This is a genomic window from Paenirhizobium daejeonense, assembly GCF_014280875.1.
Taxonomy (GTDB): Bacteria; Pseudomonadota; Alphaproteobacteria; order Rhizobiales; family Rhizobiaceae; genus Allorhizobium; species Allorhizobium daejeonense.
This window is the reverse complement of record NZ_JACLAL010000008.1, coordinates 137805-152566: the sequence shown is the minus strand read 5'-3', so window position 1 is coordinate 152566 and position 14762 is coordinate 137805. Positions and strand designations below refer to the sequence as shown.

Annotated in this window: 17 protein-coding genes; 6 read left to right on the top strand and 11 right to left on the bottom strand. The window is 59.6% G+C overall.

Annotation, left to right across the window (positions count from 1 at the left end; all coding sequences use genetic code 11):
• Positions 1 to 255: 255 nt before the first annotated feature.
• Positions 256 to 1533 carry an ATP-dependent Clp protease ATP-binding subunit ClpX gene (gene clpX / locus H4I99_RS19385; protein ID WP_163904830.1) on the bottom strand — a complete coding sequence of 426 codons (1278 nt, stop codon included), beginning with the start codon at positions 1531 to 1533 and terminating at the stop codon, positions 256 to 258.
• 297 nt (positions 1534 to 1830) lie between these two features.
• Positions 1831 to 2463 (bottom strand): ATP-dependent Clp endopeptidase proteolytic subunit ClpP, encoded by a 633-nt coding sequence (gene clpP / locus H4I99_RS19380; protein ID WP_163904828.1) that lies wholly within the window; start codon positions 2461 to 2463, stop codon positions 1831 to 1833.
• 365 nt (positions 2464 to 2828) lie between these two features.
• Here clpP and H4I99_RS19375 point away from each other — a divergent pair, with 365 nt between their 5' ends.
• Both H4I99_RS19375 and H4I99_RS19370 read left to right on the top strand, forming a co-directional pair.
• Positions 2829 to 4091, top strand: a complete 1263-nt coding sequence (locus tag H4I99_RS19375) for a GGDEF domain-containing protein (RefSeq protein ID WP_163904827.1) — start codon at positions 2829 to 2831, stop codon at positions 4089 to 4091.
• A 48-nt stretch (positions 4092 to 4139) separates the two neighbouring features.
• Positions 4140 to 5384, top strand: coding sequence for a cytochrome P450 (locus tag H4I99_RS19370; RefSeq protein ID WP_163904825.1), 1245 nt, complete (start codon positions 4140 to 4142; stop codon positions 5382 to 5384).
• Positions 5385 to 5399: 15 nt separating this feature from the next.
• Here H4I99_RS19370 and H4I99_RS19365 read toward each other — a convergent pair whose 3' ends face one another.
• From H4I99_RS19365 to H4I99_RS19355, 3 genes are all read right to left on the bottom strand, one after another.
• The gene (locus tag H4I99_RS19365; protein ID WP_163904823.1) at positions 5400 to 6698 is read right to left on the bottom strand and encodes an MFS transporter; all 1299 of its coding nucleotides are present in this window, start codon (positions 6696 to 6698) and stop codon (positions 5400 to 5402) included.
• Positions 6699 to 6757: 59 nt separating this feature from the next.
• Positions 6758 to 7180, bottom strand: coding sequence for a MarR family winged helix-turn-helix transcriptional regulator (locus tag H4I99_RS19360; RefSeq protein WP_163904821.1), 423 nt, complete (start codon positions 7178 to 7180; stop codon positions 6758 to 6760).
• 105 nt (positions 7181 to 7285) lie between these two features.
• Positions 7286 to 8176, bottom strand: a complete 891-nt coding sequence (locus tag H4I99_RS19355; protein ID WP_163904818.1) for a LysR family transcriptional regulator — start codon at positions 8174 to 8176, stop codon at positions 7286 to 7288.
• Between the two features lie 96 nt (positions 8177 to 8272).
• Between H4I99_RS19355 and H4I99_RS19350 the strand changes: the two genes are divergently transcribed.
• Complete coding sequence (locus tag H4I99_RS19350) at positions 8273 to 8695, top strand: CidA/LrgA family protein (RefSeq protein WP_163904816.1); 423 nt, start codon at positions 8273 to 8275, stop codon at positions 8693 to 8695.
• A complete protein-coding gene (locus H4I99_RS19345; RefSeq protein ID WP_163904814.1) occupies positions 8667 to 9380 on the top strand; it encodes an LrgB family protein in 714 nt (237 codons plus the stop codon). Before H4I99_RS19350 ends, H4I99_RS19345 begins: the two co-directional genes overlap by 29 nt.
• 25 nt (positions 9381 to 9405) lie before the next feature.
• On the opposite strand, the gene H4I99_RS19340 is transcribed toward H4I99_RS19345, so the two are convergent.
• Both H4I99_RS19340 and H4I99_RS19335 read right to left on the bottom strand, forming a co-directional pair.
• A complete protein-coding gene (locus H4I99_RS19340) occupies positions 9406 to 9750 on the bottom strand; it encodes a cupin domain-containing protein (RefSeq protein ID WP_163904812.1) in 345 nt (114 codons plus the stop codon).
• Between the two features lie 49 nt (positions 9751 to 9799).
• Positions 9800 to 11083: an O-acetylhomoserine aminocarboxypropyltransferase gene (locus tag H4I99_RS19335; RefSeq protein ID WP_163904810.1), complete on the bottom strand. Its 1284-nt coding sequence runs from the start codon at positions 11081 to 11083 to the stop codon at positions 9800 to 9802.
• A gap of 165 nt (positions 11084 to 11248) precedes the next feature.
• Here H4I99_RS19335 and H4I99_RS19330 point away from each other — a divergent pair, with 165 nt between their 5' ends.
• Complete coding sequence (locus H4I99_RS19330; RefSeq protein WP_163904808.1) at positions 11249 to 11677, top strand: DUF6455 family protein; 429 nt, start codon at positions 11249 to 11251, stop codon at positions 11675 to 11677.
• Positions 11678 to 11702: 25 nt separating this feature from the next.
• Here H4I99_RS19330 and H4I99_RS19325 read toward each other — a convergent pair whose 3' ends face one another.
• A complete protein-coding gene (locus H4I99_RS19325) occupies positions 11703 to 12131 on the bottom strand; it encodes a CoA-binding protein (RefSeq protein WP_163904806.1) in 429 nt (142 codons plus the stop codon).
• 159 nt (positions 12132 to 12290) lie between these two features.
• Here H4I99_RS19325 and H4I99_RS19320 point away from each other — a divergent pair, with 159 nt between their 5' ends.
• On the top strand, positions 12291 to 12626 hold the full coding sequence (locus tag H4I99_RS19320) for a DUF2242 domain-containing protein (RefSeq protein WP_163904804.1): 336 nt from the start codon (positions 12291 to 12293) through the stop codon (positions 12624 to 12626).
• 40 nt (positions 12627 to 12666) lie between these two features.
• On the opposite strand, the gene H4I99_RS19315 is transcribed toward H4I99_RS19320, so the two are convergent.
• The 3 genes from H4I99_RS19315 to H4I99_RS19305 form a co-directional block, all read right to left on the bottom strand.
• Positions 12667 to 13128 (bottom strand): CoA-binding protein, encoded by a 462-nt coding sequence (locus H4I99_RS19315; RefSeq protein ID WP_163906255.1) that lies wholly within the window; start codon positions 13126 to 13128, stop codon positions 12667 to 12669.
• 127 nt (positions 13129 to 13255) lie between these two features.
• On the bottom strand, positions 13256 to 13690 hold the full coding sequence (locus H4I99_RS19310; protein WP_246225595.1) for a VOC family protein: 435 nt from the start codon (positions 13688 to 13690) through the stop codon (positions 13256 to 13258).
• A gap of 181 nt (positions 13691 to 13871) precedes the next feature.
• Positions 13872 to 14702: an enoyl-CoA hydratase gene (locus tag H4I99_RS19305; RefSeq protein ID WP_163904800.1), complete on the bottom strand. Its 831-nt coding sequence runs from the start codon at positions 14700 to 14702 to the stop codon at positions 13872 to 13874.
• Positions 14703 to 14762: the final 60 nt, after the last annotated feature.

The window sequence follows — 14762 nt, the reverse complement described above, 5'->3', positions numbered from 1 at the left end:
GAACCTACAAATAACCCGTTGGTCTGGCCTGAAGCGAGACGAACGGCCAGCCCGGCGATCCGATCTGCGGCAACTGCCGCGAGCGAAGCACTTCGTTCTTTTCTAACCCAAGCCGTGGCCGGCGAAAACTGTCGTATGAACGATTTACGGTAGCGGCCGAGGCCACGGATCAAAACAACACTGGAAAACAGTCGCAAAAACGAAAAAGGCCCGCCACTACGGCGGGCCTTCATCACAATTTCAATCCTTCGCGGATCAGGCCGAGGCGTTGGCCTTTTCCTCCTGGCGATCGGCATAGATGTAGAGCGGCCGGGAATTTCCGTTGACGACGTCGTCGGAAATAACGACTTCGCGAACGCCCTCCAGTTCCGGCAGTTCGAACATCGTGTCGAGCAGGATCTTTTCCATGATCGAGCGCAGGCCGCGGGCACCGGTCTTGCGGATAATAGCCTTGCGGGCGATCTCGCGCAGTGCGTCCTCGTGGAAGGTCAGTTCGACGTCTTCCATCTCGAACAGGCGCTGGTACTGCTTGACGAGCGCGTTCTTCGGCTCGGACAGGATCTGGATGAGGGCATCCTCATCAAGGTCTTCCAGCGTCGCCAGAACCGGCAGACGACCGATGAATTCCGGGATAAGGCCGAACTTGACCAGATCTTCCGGCTCCAGTTCGCGCAGCACTTCGCCGACACGCCGATCGTCCGGAGACGCCACGGTGGCACCGAAGCCGATCGAGGTCTTTTCGCCACGTGCCGAGATGATCTTGTCGAGACCTGCGAAAGCACCGCCGCAGATGAACAGGATGTTCGTCGTGTCGACCTGCAGGAATTCCTGCTGCGGATGCTTGCGGCCGCCCTGAGGCGGCACGGAAGCAACCGTGCCTTCCATGATCTTCAAGAGCGCCTGCTGTACGCCTTCGCCCGATACGTCGCGGGTGATGGACGGGTTGTCCGACTTGCGGGAAATCTTGTCCACTTCGTCGATGTAGACGATGCCGCGCTGGGCGCGTTCGACGTTGTAGTCAGCCGCCTGCAGAAGCTTCAGGATGATGTTTTCCACGTCCTCACCGACATAGCCGGCTTCGGTCAGTGTCGTGGCATCGGCCATGGTGAACGGCACGTCGATGATGCGCGCGAGCGTCTGGGCAAGATAGGTCTTGCCGCAGCCGGTCGGGCCGACGAGCAGAATGTTCGACTTCGCCAGTTCGACCTCACCGCCCTTGGAGGCGTGAGAGAGGCGCTTGTAATGGTTGTGCACCGCGACGGAGAGGATCTTCTTGGCCTGTTTCTGGCCGATCACATATTCGTCGAGGATCTTGATGATGTCCTGCGGCGTCGGAACGCCGTCACGGGACTTCACCATGGAACTCTTGTTCTCCTCGCGGATGATGTCCATGCACAATTCGACGCATTCATCGCAGATGAACACCGTCGGGCCGGCAATCAGCTTGCGGACCTCGTGCTGGCTCTTGCCGCAGAAGGAACAATAAAGGGTATTCTTGGAGTCACCGCCGTTGCTACCGCTGACCTTGCTCATATCTTCATCCTTCCAGCACGCCGCCCCTCCGCCTCGACGGAGGGCGGTCACTCTCTACGCCCGGCGCTGATCGCCCTTCGACCCCAGGCTCATTCGATCCTGAGAGGTACTAGCCGGCCCATGCGACCCACAAACCAGGACCGGCGGCAACGAAACCTCTACAGACCGCAAGCTATGTCATAAAAATTCAACACAGCCTTAATAGTTACTATTAGCGCTTTCGCAGCCAGATTAAACCCCTTACGTGATCACGACCGCTTCAGTTCATTGCAGTCGTGATCATATCGCAACGGAGCATCAGGCTGCCGGCACGCCCTCGATTTCCTGACGCGAGGTCAGGATCTTGTCGATCAGACCCCAGTCCTTCGCTTCGCCGGCTTCCATGAAGTGGTCACGATCAAGCGTCTGCTCGACTTCTTCATAGGTGCGGCCGGTGTGCTTTACGTAAACTTCGTTCAGGCGACGCTTCATCTTGATGATGTCACGAGCATGGCGTTCGATGTCCGAAGCCTGGCCCTGGAAGCCGCCCGAGGGCTGGTGAACCATGATGCGTGCATTCGGCGTCGCAAAACGCATGCCCTTCTCGCCGGCAGCGAGCAGAAGCGAGCCCATGGATGCCGCCTGACCGATGCAAAGCGTCGAGACTGCGGGGCGAATGAACTGCATGGTGTCATAGATTGCCATGCCGGCGGTCACGACGCCGCCCGGTGAATTGATGTAGAGGGCGATTTCCTTCTTGGGGTTCTCGGCCTCGAGAAACAGCAATTGCGCGCAGACGAGCGAAGCCATGGTGTCTTCCACCGGCCCCGTGAGGAAGATGATGCGTTCCTTCAGCAGGCGGGAAAAGATGTCGTAGGAGCGTTCGCCGCGATTGGTCTGCTCCACGACCATCGGCACCAGAGCCATGGCGGTATCAACTGGATTTCTCATGTCCGTCCTTTGTCAGCCTGTTCCCCGAACACCTTGGGGCGGCGGGAATCACGTAATATCTGTCAATCCCTACATAGAGTGTCCGCACCCTCGACTTCAAGACGCGAGCTTCGGATATCCTTAATCGTCAAGCGCTGGTCTCTGCCGTCGGCGTAAGGCTTTTGCGGCAAATTGCCTAATCTTTCCGAACGCCTGGGAAGTCACTTCACAAGAAACGGCTCATATGGTGAACGTTCGGTAACGTTCAATACGGGGACAGAAAAACTGGGGACGGCCATGGCATCGCCGTTTTCGTAGGAACTGATTAACCTGTCTTCATCACTTTGACGTCATATTCTCGAAAAACCACTTCAGGATCGACCACTGTGCTCGATGTCAAAACGGCGTTCCTTCTCTGGGCGACAGAAGCCGGCACGCTGGCGATGCTGCTGGCCGTGGTCTGGTTGCGGGCGCGCGGCGAAAAACACTACCTGATGTTCGCGCTGGGCTTCGCGGCGCATGCCGCCGGTATCGTGCTCGTCACTTTCCGCGGACAGATCCCCGACTTCGTCTCGATCCAGGTCGCAAATTTTACCGCGCTTTCGGCCTACGGCTTCTGGCTGTCTGGCGTGCGCTACCTCGATCAGCGCCCGCCGCTCTCCATCGCGGCGATCCCGAGCCTCATGTGGCTCGCCGGAAATCTGCTGCCTCTCGTGCGGGAAACCTTCGCCTATCGGGTGGCTCTTTATGACGTCGCTGCGGCGACGGGCTACCTGATGATGGCTGCCGTGGTGACGAACGCCCGCTTCAGCTCCGATCGCCATCGCAAGGCGCTGATTGGCATCTGGCTTACACAGGCGCTGCTGAATCTCGGGTTTGCTGTGGCTGTAGCGATAAACAACCCCGCCAACTTCAAGGAGATTTCGATCAGCGGTCTGGTGGGGATTGCTGGCATTGTTGGTTTCGTGGGCTCCATCGCCGTTCTGGCAAAAATCCTGATGGATCGCTCCGCCGACAGGCTGCGAATGCTTGCACTGACAGACCCGCTGACCGGCGCCCTCAACCGGCGAGGACTGCTCGACGAGTTCGAAACCATTCGCAGCCGCGCCGGCGAGGCGAAACGGAACGTCGCATTGCTGGTGTTCGACCTCGACCGCTTCAAGAAGATCAACGACAGCCACGGACACCAGGCCGGGAACGCCGTGCTGACGAGCTTTACGCAGTCCTGCCGATCGCTGATGCCCTCTAACGCCTGTTTTGGCCGCAGCGGCGGCGAGGAATTTGCAGCCCTGCTCGATGTCACCAGCATGCACGACGCTGTTCTAGTAGCGGAGGCGATCCGCCGCACCATCGCTGACAAGCCGATCGCCTTCGGCGGCCAGATCATCCGCACTACGGCGAGCATCGGCATTGCCACCCTGCCCGCTGCAGAGGCCGATTTCGACCGCCTGATGAGTGGCGCGGACCGCGCTCTCTACAAGGCGAAGGCCAGAGGAAGAAACCGTACAGCCGTGCTGACTGGCGAGAAGGTACTATGCGTTCCCTCATCCACGCCACAGGCCATCGATGAGCAGGCGGACAGGCAGGTCGCGGCATTGCGCCGGCTGCAGACAGTCGCCTCCTCGCAACAGGATCTTTACCGCTCCTGAACACGCCCCCTTCCGGCCACGCTCCGGATTGGCTAGAGAACTTTTCCCATGACCGACCTCTCCTTCCTTTCCATCGACAAGGCTTCGCGCCGTGTCAGCCTCGACGGCCGCAATCCGGCTTTCTATTCCGATCCGAATCGCGTCTATGCGGCGCTGCACGCCGAATGCCCGACCTTTTTCTGGGAGGAACAGAAGCAGTGGTTCGTAACCAGCTACGACACCGTGAACGCGCTGTTGCGCGACCGGCGCTTCGGCCGACAGATCCTGCACATCGCCACCCGCGAAGAACTGGGCATGCCCGACCCAGCCGCCCACACGCGCCATTTCGACGCCGCGGAAGCGCATTCCCTTCTGGAATTGGAACCGCCGGAGCACACCCGGCTGAGAACGCTCGTCAATCGCGCCTTTGTCTCGCGGCACGTCGAGAAGATGAAGCCGGAAATCGAAGAGCTTGCCAACCGGCTGATCGACGCCTTCGAGAAGGATGGCCAGACGGAACTGCTCTCGACCTTCGCCGACATCATTCCGGTGACCATGATCGCCCGCATGATCGGCATTCCCGAGGAGATGGGGCCTCAGCTGCTCAAATGGTCCCACGACTATGTTGGCATGTACATGTTCAAGCGCACCCGCGCGGACGAGGAAGCTGCCGATCGCTCGGCGCAGGAATTCGCCGACTATGTGCGTAGCATGATCGCGGAGCGTCGCGCCAATCCGCAGGACGATCTCCTCAGCCACATGATCCACACCGAACACAAGGGTCAGTACCTCACCGAGGACGAGCTCATCTCGACGACGATCGTGCTGCTGAATGCCGGCCATGAGGCAACGGTGCACCAGATTGGCAACTCGGTGCGCGTCATCCTCGAAAGCGGCCTCTCACCTGCCGAAATGTTTCGCGATGAGAAGGCGGCCGAAAGGACCGTCGAGGAGACCCTCCGCATCTGCGCTCCGGTCCACATCTTCCAGCGTTATTGTCTGGAGCCGGCGGAAATCGACGGCGTGTCGTTCAAGCGCGGTGAAAAGGTGAGCATGATCCTCGCCGCCGCCAATCTCGATCCCGAGAAATTCACGGATCCTCTGACCTTCCGCCCGGAACGCGACGAGGCGCCGAACCTCTCATTCGGCGCGGGTATCCATTTCTGCATTGGTGCACCGCTCGCACGTCTCGAGCTCAACATCGTCCTGCCACTGCTGTTCCAGCGGCTGCCCGGTATGCGGATCGCTGCTCCGCCACAGGTGAAGGACGTTTATCACTTCCACGGACTGGAGCGGCTGGACCTCGCCTGGTGAGCGAAGTCCACGCGATCATTCTGCCGCCTGAACGACCGTATCGCGACGGACGGTCTTGCCGATCGAAAGAACCGACAGGGCAGCGAGCAGGCACATGAAACCGGCGATGTAGACGGCCGGCAGGAAGGTCTCGTAATCCGTCCGGATGTAGCCCGCTCCAAACGTGGCTGTCGCGGCGCCTAGCTGGTGGGCGGCAAAGATCCAGCCGAAGACGATATTCGCCTTATCGCGACCGAAATTCTCCACTGTGAGCTTGACCGTCGGCGGCACAGTAGCAACCCAGTCGAGACCGTAGAAGACGGCAAAGATCGATAGCGTTACATAGTCGAAGCCCGAGGCAGACAGGAAAATCAGCGAAAGACCACGCAGGCCGTAGAACCAGAAGAGCAGCCAGCGATTGTCGAAACGGTCGGACAGCCAGCCGGCACCGAGCGTGCCGATGAAATCGAAGATACCGATCATCGCCAGCATGCCGGCGGCACTGACGGCAGCCACCCCATAATCGCCGCAGATCGAAATCCAGTGCGTCTGGATCAGGCCGTTGGTGGAAAGACCACAGACGAAGAAGGTGAAGAACAGGATCCAGAACACCGGCTTCACCGAGGCTTCACGCAGGGCGGCAATCGGCGCCACCAGAAGAGACGACAGTCGCGCCGAGCGGATTGGGGCCGGCTGCAGTTCACGGCTGCCATAGGGCGCGAGTCCGAGATCGGCAGGATAGTTTCGCATCAACGCCAGCACAATCACCATGGCAAGCGCCAGCACCACGACATTGAGCGACAGGGCGACACGCCAGCCATAGGCTTCCGTGAGACTTGCCAGCAACGGCAGGAAGATGAGCTGGCCGGTCGCGTTGCTCACCGTCATCAGACCGACGACCACGCCACGGCGCGCGTGGAACCACCGGGTGGCGACGGTTGCGCCGAGAACGAGCGCCGTCATGCCGGTGCCGACCCCGATGACGATGCCCCAAAGCACGACCATTTCCCAGAGTTCCGTCATGCGGAAGGAGAGAAGAATGCCGCCGCCGATCAGCGTGAGAGCCACGCCGATCACGGCGCGCATACCGAAATGATTCATCAGGGCGGCGGCAAACGGCCCGAGCAATCCGAAGAGCGCGAGGCGGATTGCCATGGCGGAGGAGATTTCTTCGGTGGTCCATCCGAACTCACGGCTGAGCGGCGTGATCAGAACACCGGCCGATCCCATGGCCCCCGCGGTCGCGAGCATGGTGAGGAAGGTAATCCCGGCGACGACCCATCCGTAATGGATGTTACGTGCCGCCAGGTAGTTGGCCAGTCTGGCTGAGATCAAGGTCGTTCTCCTGTGGTCGCGGCCTGTCGAGCAAGCACGCAAGTTATTTCCGTATTTCGTTAATTAGCTAAATTATCTTCAGTGACCATATCCAGCGCCGACACGATCTCCTCAAGGCCGCCAGGCCCCAACCTCCTGGAGATGCGCGCCTGAACCTCTTCCCAGATCGGCAAAGCCTGCCCCAGAAGAACCTCCCCGTCCCCAGTCAAAACCAGCGCACTTTCCCTGTGGTCTTCAGCGGATGCGGCAGTCACGAGGCCCATACGCTCAAGGATCTTGGTGTTGCGACCGACGGTCGAACGATCCAGCTCCATCCTCTTGCCGAGATCGGTCAGAGAAACCGGCTGCATTCGCCCTATGTTTCTCAACTGACTAAACTGCGTGACATTGATGCCAAGCGGAGCCAGCGCCTCGTCATATAGCGACGTGAGGCGTCGTGAGGCGTTGCGCAGTGTGATGCAGTAGCAAGAGGATTTCGTCATATTGCGGGTATATACCCGTATATTGGCAAAACGCAATACTGCCAATATCAAAGAGGCCGAAAACGACAGAAGGACGCCAGCCCGGAATCATCAACAGGCGATCAATCAGGGCGCTGGCGGCATGCTGGCTGAACGGGCAAGTTCCAGCCAGGCCTTGGCCGCGAAGGACAGATAGCCGCCACGCCGCCAGACCCAGGCCATATGCCAGTCCATCTGCGGCGAATGCACCGGAATATGGGTGACGCCCGGACGAACACGCCGTTCCGCGATCATCCTTGGCAGAAAGCCGATACCGAGGCCCGCGCCAACCAGTTCGACTATGAAGTTGATCTGGCCGCTGCGGGCCGCGATCACCGGATCAAATCCAGCCTCGCGGCAGGCGTCCAGAATGATCGGATTGAGGGCGAACCCGGCATCGAACAGGACGAATGGCATGGACTGGAGGTCATGAAGGGCAACACCCTCCTGTTTTGCTAGCGGATGATCTTCCGGGATGAGGACGTGAAGCGGCTCGCGCGTCACCTCCTGCCATTCGAAACGATCCGGCACCGGCAGCAGCGAGGCGCCAAGCTCCACCTCCCCTGCCATCACCAGTTCCTCCAGCTTGCGACTGCCATGCTCGACAAGCTGGATTTCCACCTCCGGGTGGCGGCTGCGGTAGATGGCGAAGAGGGGTGCAAACAGCGCATCGCTGCCGATCGGCGGAAGCCCGAGCTGCAGGCGTCCGCGGCGCAGACCACGGAGTTCGGAAAGCTCGGCCAGAAGATCCTCACGCAGGGTGAGCATGGTCTGCGCACGGCGAAACACGATCTCGCCGGCATCCGTTAGCGCAACCTTGTGGCCGGCGCGGTCGATAAGCTCGAACCCGAGCTCCTCCTCGAGCTGGCGGACAGCCTTACTCACCGCAGACTGGGTGATGAACACAGTCCGGGCCGCCTGGGAAAAGCCGCCCTGACGGATGACCTCAACAAATGCGCGAAGGGTGCGGATCTCCATAACTATTCCAATTTCGACTTATATCTATAACATCAATTCATTTTGCTCATAGCACGACCACGCCTATATTTCCAGCAACCACACAAGGTGCTGAAAATGTCATCCCGCAACATAACTCTCCTCGCCCGCCGCCAACTGCACTCGAACCGTCTGGTACAGATCGCCATTATCGCAGCCTTCTGGCTGGCCGGAGAATCCATAACCCGTTTGCTGGCTCTGCCGATCCCCGGCGGCGTCATCGGCATGGCGATGGTGCTGATGCTTCTGGCGAGCGGCCGGCTGCGTCCGGCCAGCATGCGTAACGGCGCCCGCTGGCTGCTTGCGGAAATGTTGCTGTTCTTCGTTCCGGCGGTTCTTGCCGTCCTCGACCATCAGGAATTCATCGGCCTTCTGGGCCTCAAGGTTCTAGCGGTCATTCTGGGCGGCACAATCGCCGTCATGGCTTCCACCGCGATTGCCGTCGATATCGGCTATCGCTTTATGCTCGCCCATGGAGGCGACCGTGCCCTTCGCCACTAATCCCGCCCTGCTGACCGCCTTCTGGTCGGCGGCCACCATCTTCTTCTACCTCGTCTCGAAGGCGATCTACCGGCGCTGGCCGCAGAGTTGGCTTTCGCCGCTGATCGTGACCCCGATGGCGCTGATTGCACTCGCCCTGCTGCTGCGGGCCAATTATGCAGAATATATCCACGCCACCCACTGGCTGGTCGCTATGCTCGGCCCCGTGACGGTCGCCTTCGCGATCCCGATCTTCGAGGAGCGCCATACGATCCGGCGCTACTGGCCGGTACTGGCTTTCGGCGTGTTCGTCGGCAGCGCCACAGCCATGCTGACGGCATGGGCGCTTGCGAGCCTGCTCAGCATCGACGGGGCGTTGCGCCTCAGCCTTCTGCCACGCTCGATCAGCACGCCCTTCGCCATGACCATTTCGCAGGACATCGGCGGCGTGCCGGATCTGACCGCGATCTTCGTGGTCATCACCGGGGTCTGCGGTGCGGCTTTGGGGGAAACCCTGCTGCGCGTCCTGCCTATCCGCTCGACGCTTGCCCGCGGAGCTCTTTTCGGCATGGGCGCCCATGGGGCGGGCGTGGCGAAGGCACACCAGATCGGCTCGGAAGAAGGCTCGATTGCCGGCCTCGTGATGGTACTGGTCGGCCTCGTCAATGTTCTGGCCGCGCCGCTGATCAGCATGCTGCTGCGCTGACGGCGCGACCTGTTCGTTTCAGCTCTCAGAGCTTGATGACGTAGTCCTTGAGGGTGGTCTCGATGACTTCCCAGGTGCCCTTCAGGCCCGGTCGCACGATCAGCCGGTCACCCGCCCGCAGGTGGATCGGTTCGCAACCTTCCTCGGTGAGGATCGAATGGCCCTCATGGATATGGAAATACTCCCACTCGTCGTAGGAAACCTTCCACTTGCCCGGCGTCGCCTGCCAGACGCCGGAAAAGAGCGAACCGTCGCGATCCTCGATGTTCCAAGTGGTGAAACGAGGATCGCCGGCAATGATCTGGTCGGCGGCGGGTGCGCCCTCTTCCGGCTCGATGCCGGTGAGGTCGAATGTCAGGGAATTCGTCATTGGTTCTCCGATACGCCACAGCCCCAGAGCTACGGCGCGGTTGCTTTGATCAGACCTTGGCGAGTGACTGCTCAAGATCGCCGATAATATCCTCGGCATCCTCGATGCCGACCGACAGGCGCACGACATCCGGCCCAGCACCGGCTGCAATCTGCTGTTCCTCGGAAAGCTGGGCATGGGTGGTGGAGGCCGGATGAATGACCAACGAGCGGGTGTCGCCGATATTGGCAAGGTGCGAGAAGAGCTGCAGTCCCTCGACAAGCGCCTTGCCCGCGGCATAGCCGCCCTTCACGCCGAAAGTAAAGACGGCGCCGGCGCCCTTCGGTGAATAACGCTGCTGCAGCGCGTGGTTCGGATCGTCAGGCAGGCCGGCGTAATTCACCCACGCCACCTTGGGGTGCTGCTTCAGCCAGGTCGCTACCCGCAGGGCGTTTTCGCAATGACGCTGCATGCGCAGCGGTAGCGTTTCAATTCCGGTGAGAAGCAGGAATGAATTCATCGGGGAGATTGCGGGACCAAGGTCGCGAAGGCCAAGCACGCGGCAGGCGATCGCGAAGGCAAAATTGCCAAAGGTCTGGTGCAGGACGACGCCGGAATATTCCGGCCGCGGCCTCGACAGCATCGGAAACTTGTCGGACTGCGACCAGTCAAACGTGCCGCCATCCACAATAATGCCGCCCATCGAATTGCCGTGGCCGCCGAGGAACTTCGTTGCCGAATGGACGACGATATCCGCACCATGCTCGAGGGGGCGAACGAGATAGGGGCTCGCCATGGTGTTGTCGACGATCAGCGGCAGGCCGTGGTGGCGGGCGACATCGGCGATTGCGGCGATATCGACGAAGGTGCCGCCCGGATTGGCAAGGCTTTCGATAAAGATGGCACGCGTGCGGTCATCTATCTGGGCAGCGAAGCTTTCCGGATCGGCGGGATCGGCCCAGCGAACCTGCCAGCCGAAGTTCTGGAAGGCATGGCCGAACTGGTTGATTGAGCCGCCATACAGCTTCTTTGCTGCAACGAAATTGTCGCCCGGCTGCATCAGCGTATGGAAAACCAGCATCTGGGCCGCGTGCCCGGAGGCGACCGCCAATGCCGCGGTACCCCCTTCCAGAGCCGCGACACGCTCTTCCAGCACGGCCTGAGTCGGGTTCATGATGCGGGTGTAAATGTTGCCGAACTGCTTCAGCCCGAACAGCGCCGCGGCATGGTCGGCGTCGTTGAAGACATAGGCCGTGGTCTGGTAGATCGGTGTGATCCGCGCGCCCGTCGTTGGATCCGGCTGGGCTCCGGCATGAACCGCCAGCGTGGCAAAACCCGGATTGTCTGTCGTCATGATTGTAACCTCCCTTGATTTGGTTGGGCGGATCATAACGTCTGGCCTTCGGTTGTCAGCCGGCTTTTTCGTCACGCCGGAAAGCGAGCGCCCCGCAGGATTGATCGAAGTCAATGCGACCACATCGCCAGAGGCTCAGGATTGCCTCAAAATGGAGGTGTTTCGATGGAAACTGCAGTTAATGATGCTACCAGAACTGTTTTTTCGCGTCTGGCCGGCTGGTTCGCCAAGAGTTGGGAAAGCTCAGCCGAAGCCGACATGATCGCTTCGCTCGACGATTCGACGATCCGTAATATCGCCAATGATTGCGGAATCACGCCGGATCAGCTGATCGAGCTTGCCAAGGTTGGTCCCCACGCCGCCGACGAAATGCTGGCGATGATGCGCGCGCTGAACATCGACCCGACCGAAGTGGAGTTGCGGTTGCGCAACGAATTCCGCGATATGCAGATCACGTGTTCTCATTGCGCCTCGAAGGGCGAATGTCGCAAGGATCTGGCGCGAGGTGCAGCAGCCGAGAATTTCGGCCATTATTGCGGCAATGCCGAACATCTCAATGCGCTTCGCGCCAATCCGGATTTACTGATCGCATAAGACGCTCAGCGCGTCCCGGTCTTTCTCAAAGGCCGAGGCGCGGAATCTCGATGGCCGGGCAATGGTTCATGACAACCTTGATCCCGGCCGCTTCCGCCCTTGCCGCCGCGCTGTCGTCCCTGACACCGAGTTGAGACCAGATCACTTTCGGGCGAGTTTCCAGCGCCAACGCATCGTCGACCACCTCGCCCAGATATTCGGAGGCGCGGAAAACATCGATCATATCGATCGGTTCGCCGATATCGGCCAGTTGCGCCACGGTATTTTGGCCAAGGATTTCTTTTCCGGCCTGTCCCGGGTTGACGGGGATCACCTTATAACCACTGGACAACAAAAATCGCATAACGCCGTAACTCGGCCGGTCGGGCTTCGGCGAGGCGCCGACAAGAGCTATTGTTCTCGTACCCTGCAGGATCTCAGTGAGATAAGCATCGTCATAGCGGTCGTGGTCCATGATCATCGACATCCTCATTCGTGGCGATTTCAGGCGGAATGTGCTATCGTTTTATAGCTAGGAGATAAATGGGACTTGCCCAGCCAACAACAAGGGATGGAAGAGCGAGAGCCGCGTTCATTCGCCCCCGCTCGCTCCGGAACAAAGAGAGACATATCGATGAAAAAGCTTGTTTTATTGGCCGTCGCCGCAACCGTCGCCTCATCGCCCGCGCTGGCAATTTCGCGCTACAACTCACCTTCGATGACATGCGAGGCGGCCCGCGCAGCCATATTGAGCCAAGGCGCGGTCATCCTTCGCTATCCGTCCAAGCGCGTGGCTGGAATGACTCTTTACGACCGTTACGTGCACGACAACAGCCAATGCGACCAACAGGACTACGCTGAACGCGCGTATGTCCCAACGCGCGACAATCCGCGCTGCCCGGTTCTGGCCTGCAAACCGATTGACGACAACGAAAACTCCATGTTCCGGCGTCCGTGGATTCGTTTCTGATCAGAGCCCGCGCAGCGGCGCTTCTGTATTGGCTCCCCTTTCAGGCCGCAGAACGCGGCAACCTTGTGTGCTGGAGTTCGTAGACCAGCGGATACTCGGTAACGAGCCCTCGGTCCATCACGACCTTTATACCGGCGGCTTCGGCCCGCCGCGCCGCCTTATCGTCGCGGACACCGAGCTGTCCCCATATGGCACTCGGTAATTCCGGCAGATTCAGGGTTTCCTCGACAACCATTCCAAACTGATCAGGCCGACGGAAAACATCGACAATGTCGATTGCAACGGGAACATCGGCAAGCCTCGCATAAACCGGCTGCCCCAAGATGGTCTGACCGGCATATTTGGGATTGATCGGAAAGACACGATAGCCCTTGCCGAGCAGAAAACCGCCAATCCAGTAACTGGGACGTCGGTTATCGGACGACGCGCCAAGAATCGCTACGGTCCTCGCGTTATTCAGAATTTCGGCTAGATAGGCTGCGGGATAGGTATCATGTCTCATGGAAATCTCCTCCCGGCCGTATACGGCCTTGCGAACAATCCCCTCGCCCGTCACCTTGTATAAAGCTCCTTCCTTAAGAAGATCTGGCAGCAACAGGTCAAATACAATCTGTTCAGGAATGAGGGCTTCATCGTTCCGGCAGCGAGAGATGCCCTTGCTCATCCAGCGGAGCGAATGGATTATGAGCGACCTCCCAGAGATGACCGTCGGGATCGGCGAAATAGCCGGAATAACCACCCCAGAAGACCTTTTCAGGCTTTTTGACTAGCGTGGCACCGCAGGAAATAGCGAAATCGACGACGGCATCGACTTCCTGGGGGTTCGAGACATTGTGGGCGAGCGTGACGCCGGAAAAGCCAACGGGCGTATTCTCCACTCCCGCATCTTCGGCGAGAGCGGCTCGCGAAAAGAGTGCAAGCACGATCCCCTTGAGCTGGATGAAGGTTATGGCTCCCTGTGAAGCACTCGAACGGCTCCACCCCAGCCTTTCGTAGAAGGCGGTGCTGCGCGCCAAATCAGCGACGCCCAGCGTAATCAACGATATACGGCGATCAATGGTCACAGGAACATTTCCCCACGCTGATAAATTCTCCATATGTTCTATTTATGTTCATCTATTGGTTTCGTCAATATTAGGATCGCCTCATAGTTGCAATTGTACGTATCGTGATCTTTTTGATATATAATTGATAGTTACAACCATATGCATTCGAGGACGAAAACACTCTCCGGCAAGAATGGGATTACTCCCCTGTCCAGGTCGGATGACGCTTGTTGAGAAAGGCGCCGATGCCTTCGGCCGCGTCGCGTGCAAGCATGTTTTCGACCATGACCTGCGCCGCATAGTCGTAGGCTCCCTCCAGAGGCATATCGATCTGGCGATAAAAGGCTTCCTTGCCGATCTTAAGGATCAGCGGTGACTTGGACGCGATCACGGATGCATATTTGTCCACGACCTGAGCGAGGTACTGCTTGGGCACGATCCGATTGACGAGACCGAAATCCTTGGCGGTGGATGCGTCGATGGTCTCGCCCGTCAGCAGCATCTCCATGGCCTGCTTGCGATGCGCGGCGCGACTAACCGCGACCATCGGCGTCGAGCAGAAAAGGCCGATATTCACGCCCGGCGTGCAGAAGGTCGCCGTATCCGTGCAGATGGCGAGATCGCAGGAGGCCACGAGTTGGCAGCCCGCTGCCGTCGCAAGTCCATCGACCTCGGCAATCACGGGTTTCGGCAGATGCGTGATCTTCAACATCAGGTCGGCGCAGAGCCGCATGGTCTTTTCGAAGAAAGCCCGGCCGCGATCCGGATCCGTCCGGTGCGCCGTCATTTCCTTCAGGTCATGACCGGCGGAGAACAGCTTGCCTGACGCGGCAAGGATGATAACGCGCACTTCAGGGTCGTTGCCCGCCGTCTCCAGCGCCCCCGTCAGGGCCTCCATGGTGGCGATGGACAGGGCATTGGCGGGCGGATTGTGGAGTGTGAGGCGCAGCACGCCGTGCGACAGAGCCGACAATATCGGCCCCTCTCCCACCTCGCCTGCATTCTTTTTGAACGACACCACTTCCGCCATGACAACCTCCCGGGCTTCTCGTTTTCATATCCGTGGAAGCCTGCCATAAATGCCGCTGGC

What these genes read in the sequence shown, in the direction of transcription:
- H4I99_RS19345 (WP_163904814.1), top strand. Translation starts at nt 8,667, where the DNA reads ATGGAGGCGACCGTGCCCTTCGCCACTAATCCCGCCCTGCTGACCGCC.
- H4I99_RS19315 (WP_163906255.1), bottom strand. Translation starts at nt 13,128, where the DNA reads ATGAGACATGATACCTATCCCGCAGCCTATCTAGCCGAAATTCTGAAT.
- H4I99_RS19360 (WP_163904821.1), bottom strand. Translation starts at nt 7,180, where the DNA reads ATGACGAAATCCTCTTGCTACTGCATCACACTGCGCAACGCCTCACGA.
- H4I99_RS19370 (WP_163904825.1), top strand. Translation starts at nt 4,140, where the DNA reads ATGACCGACCTCTCCTTCCTTTCCATCGACAAGGCTTCGCGCCGTGTC.
- H4I99_RS19325 (WP_163904806.1), bottom strand. Translation starts at nt 12,131, where the DNA reads ATGGACCACGACCGCTATGACGATGCTTATCTCACTGAGATCCTGCAG.
- H4I99_RS19305 (WP_163904800.1), bottom strand. Translation starts at nt 14,702, where the DNA reads ATGGCGGAAGTGGTGTCGTTCAAAAAGAATGCAGGCGAGGTGGGAGAG.
- H4I99_RS19335 (WP_163904810.1), bottom strand. Translation starts at nt 11,083, where the DNA reads ATGACGACAGACAATCCGGGTTTTGCCACGCTGGCGGTTCATGCCGGA.
- H4I99_RS19330 (WP_163904808.1), top strand. Translation starts at nt 11,249, where the DNA reads ATGGAAACTGCAGTTAATGATGCTACCAGAACTGTTTTTTCGCGTCTG.
- H4I99_RS19340 (WP_163904812.1), bottom strand. Translation starts at nt 9,750, where the DNA reads ATGACGAATTCCCTGACATTCGACCTCACCGGCATCGAGCCGGAAGAG.
- H4I99_RS19320 (WP_163904804.1), top strand. Translation starts at nt 12,291, where the DNA reads ATGAAAAAGCTTGTTTTATTGGCCGTCGCCGCAACCGTCGCCTCATCG.
- clpP (WP_163904828.1), bottom strand. Translation starts at nt 2,463, where the DNA reads ATGAGAAATCCAGTTGATACCGCCATGGCTCTGGTGCCGATGGTCGTG.
- clpX (WP_163904830.1), bottom strand. Translation starts at nt 1,533, where the DNA reads ATGAGCAAGGTCAGCGGTAGCAACGGCGGTGACTCCAAGAATACCCTT.
- H4I99_RS19350 (WP_163904816.1), top strand. Translation starts at nt 8,273, where the DNA reads ATGTCATCCCGCAACATAACTCTCCTCGCCCGCCGCCAACTGCACTCG.
- H4I99_RS19355 (WP_163904818.1), bottom strand. Translation starts at nt 8,176, where the DNA reads ATGGAGATCCGCACCCTTCGCGCATTTGTTGAGGTCATCCGTCAGGGC.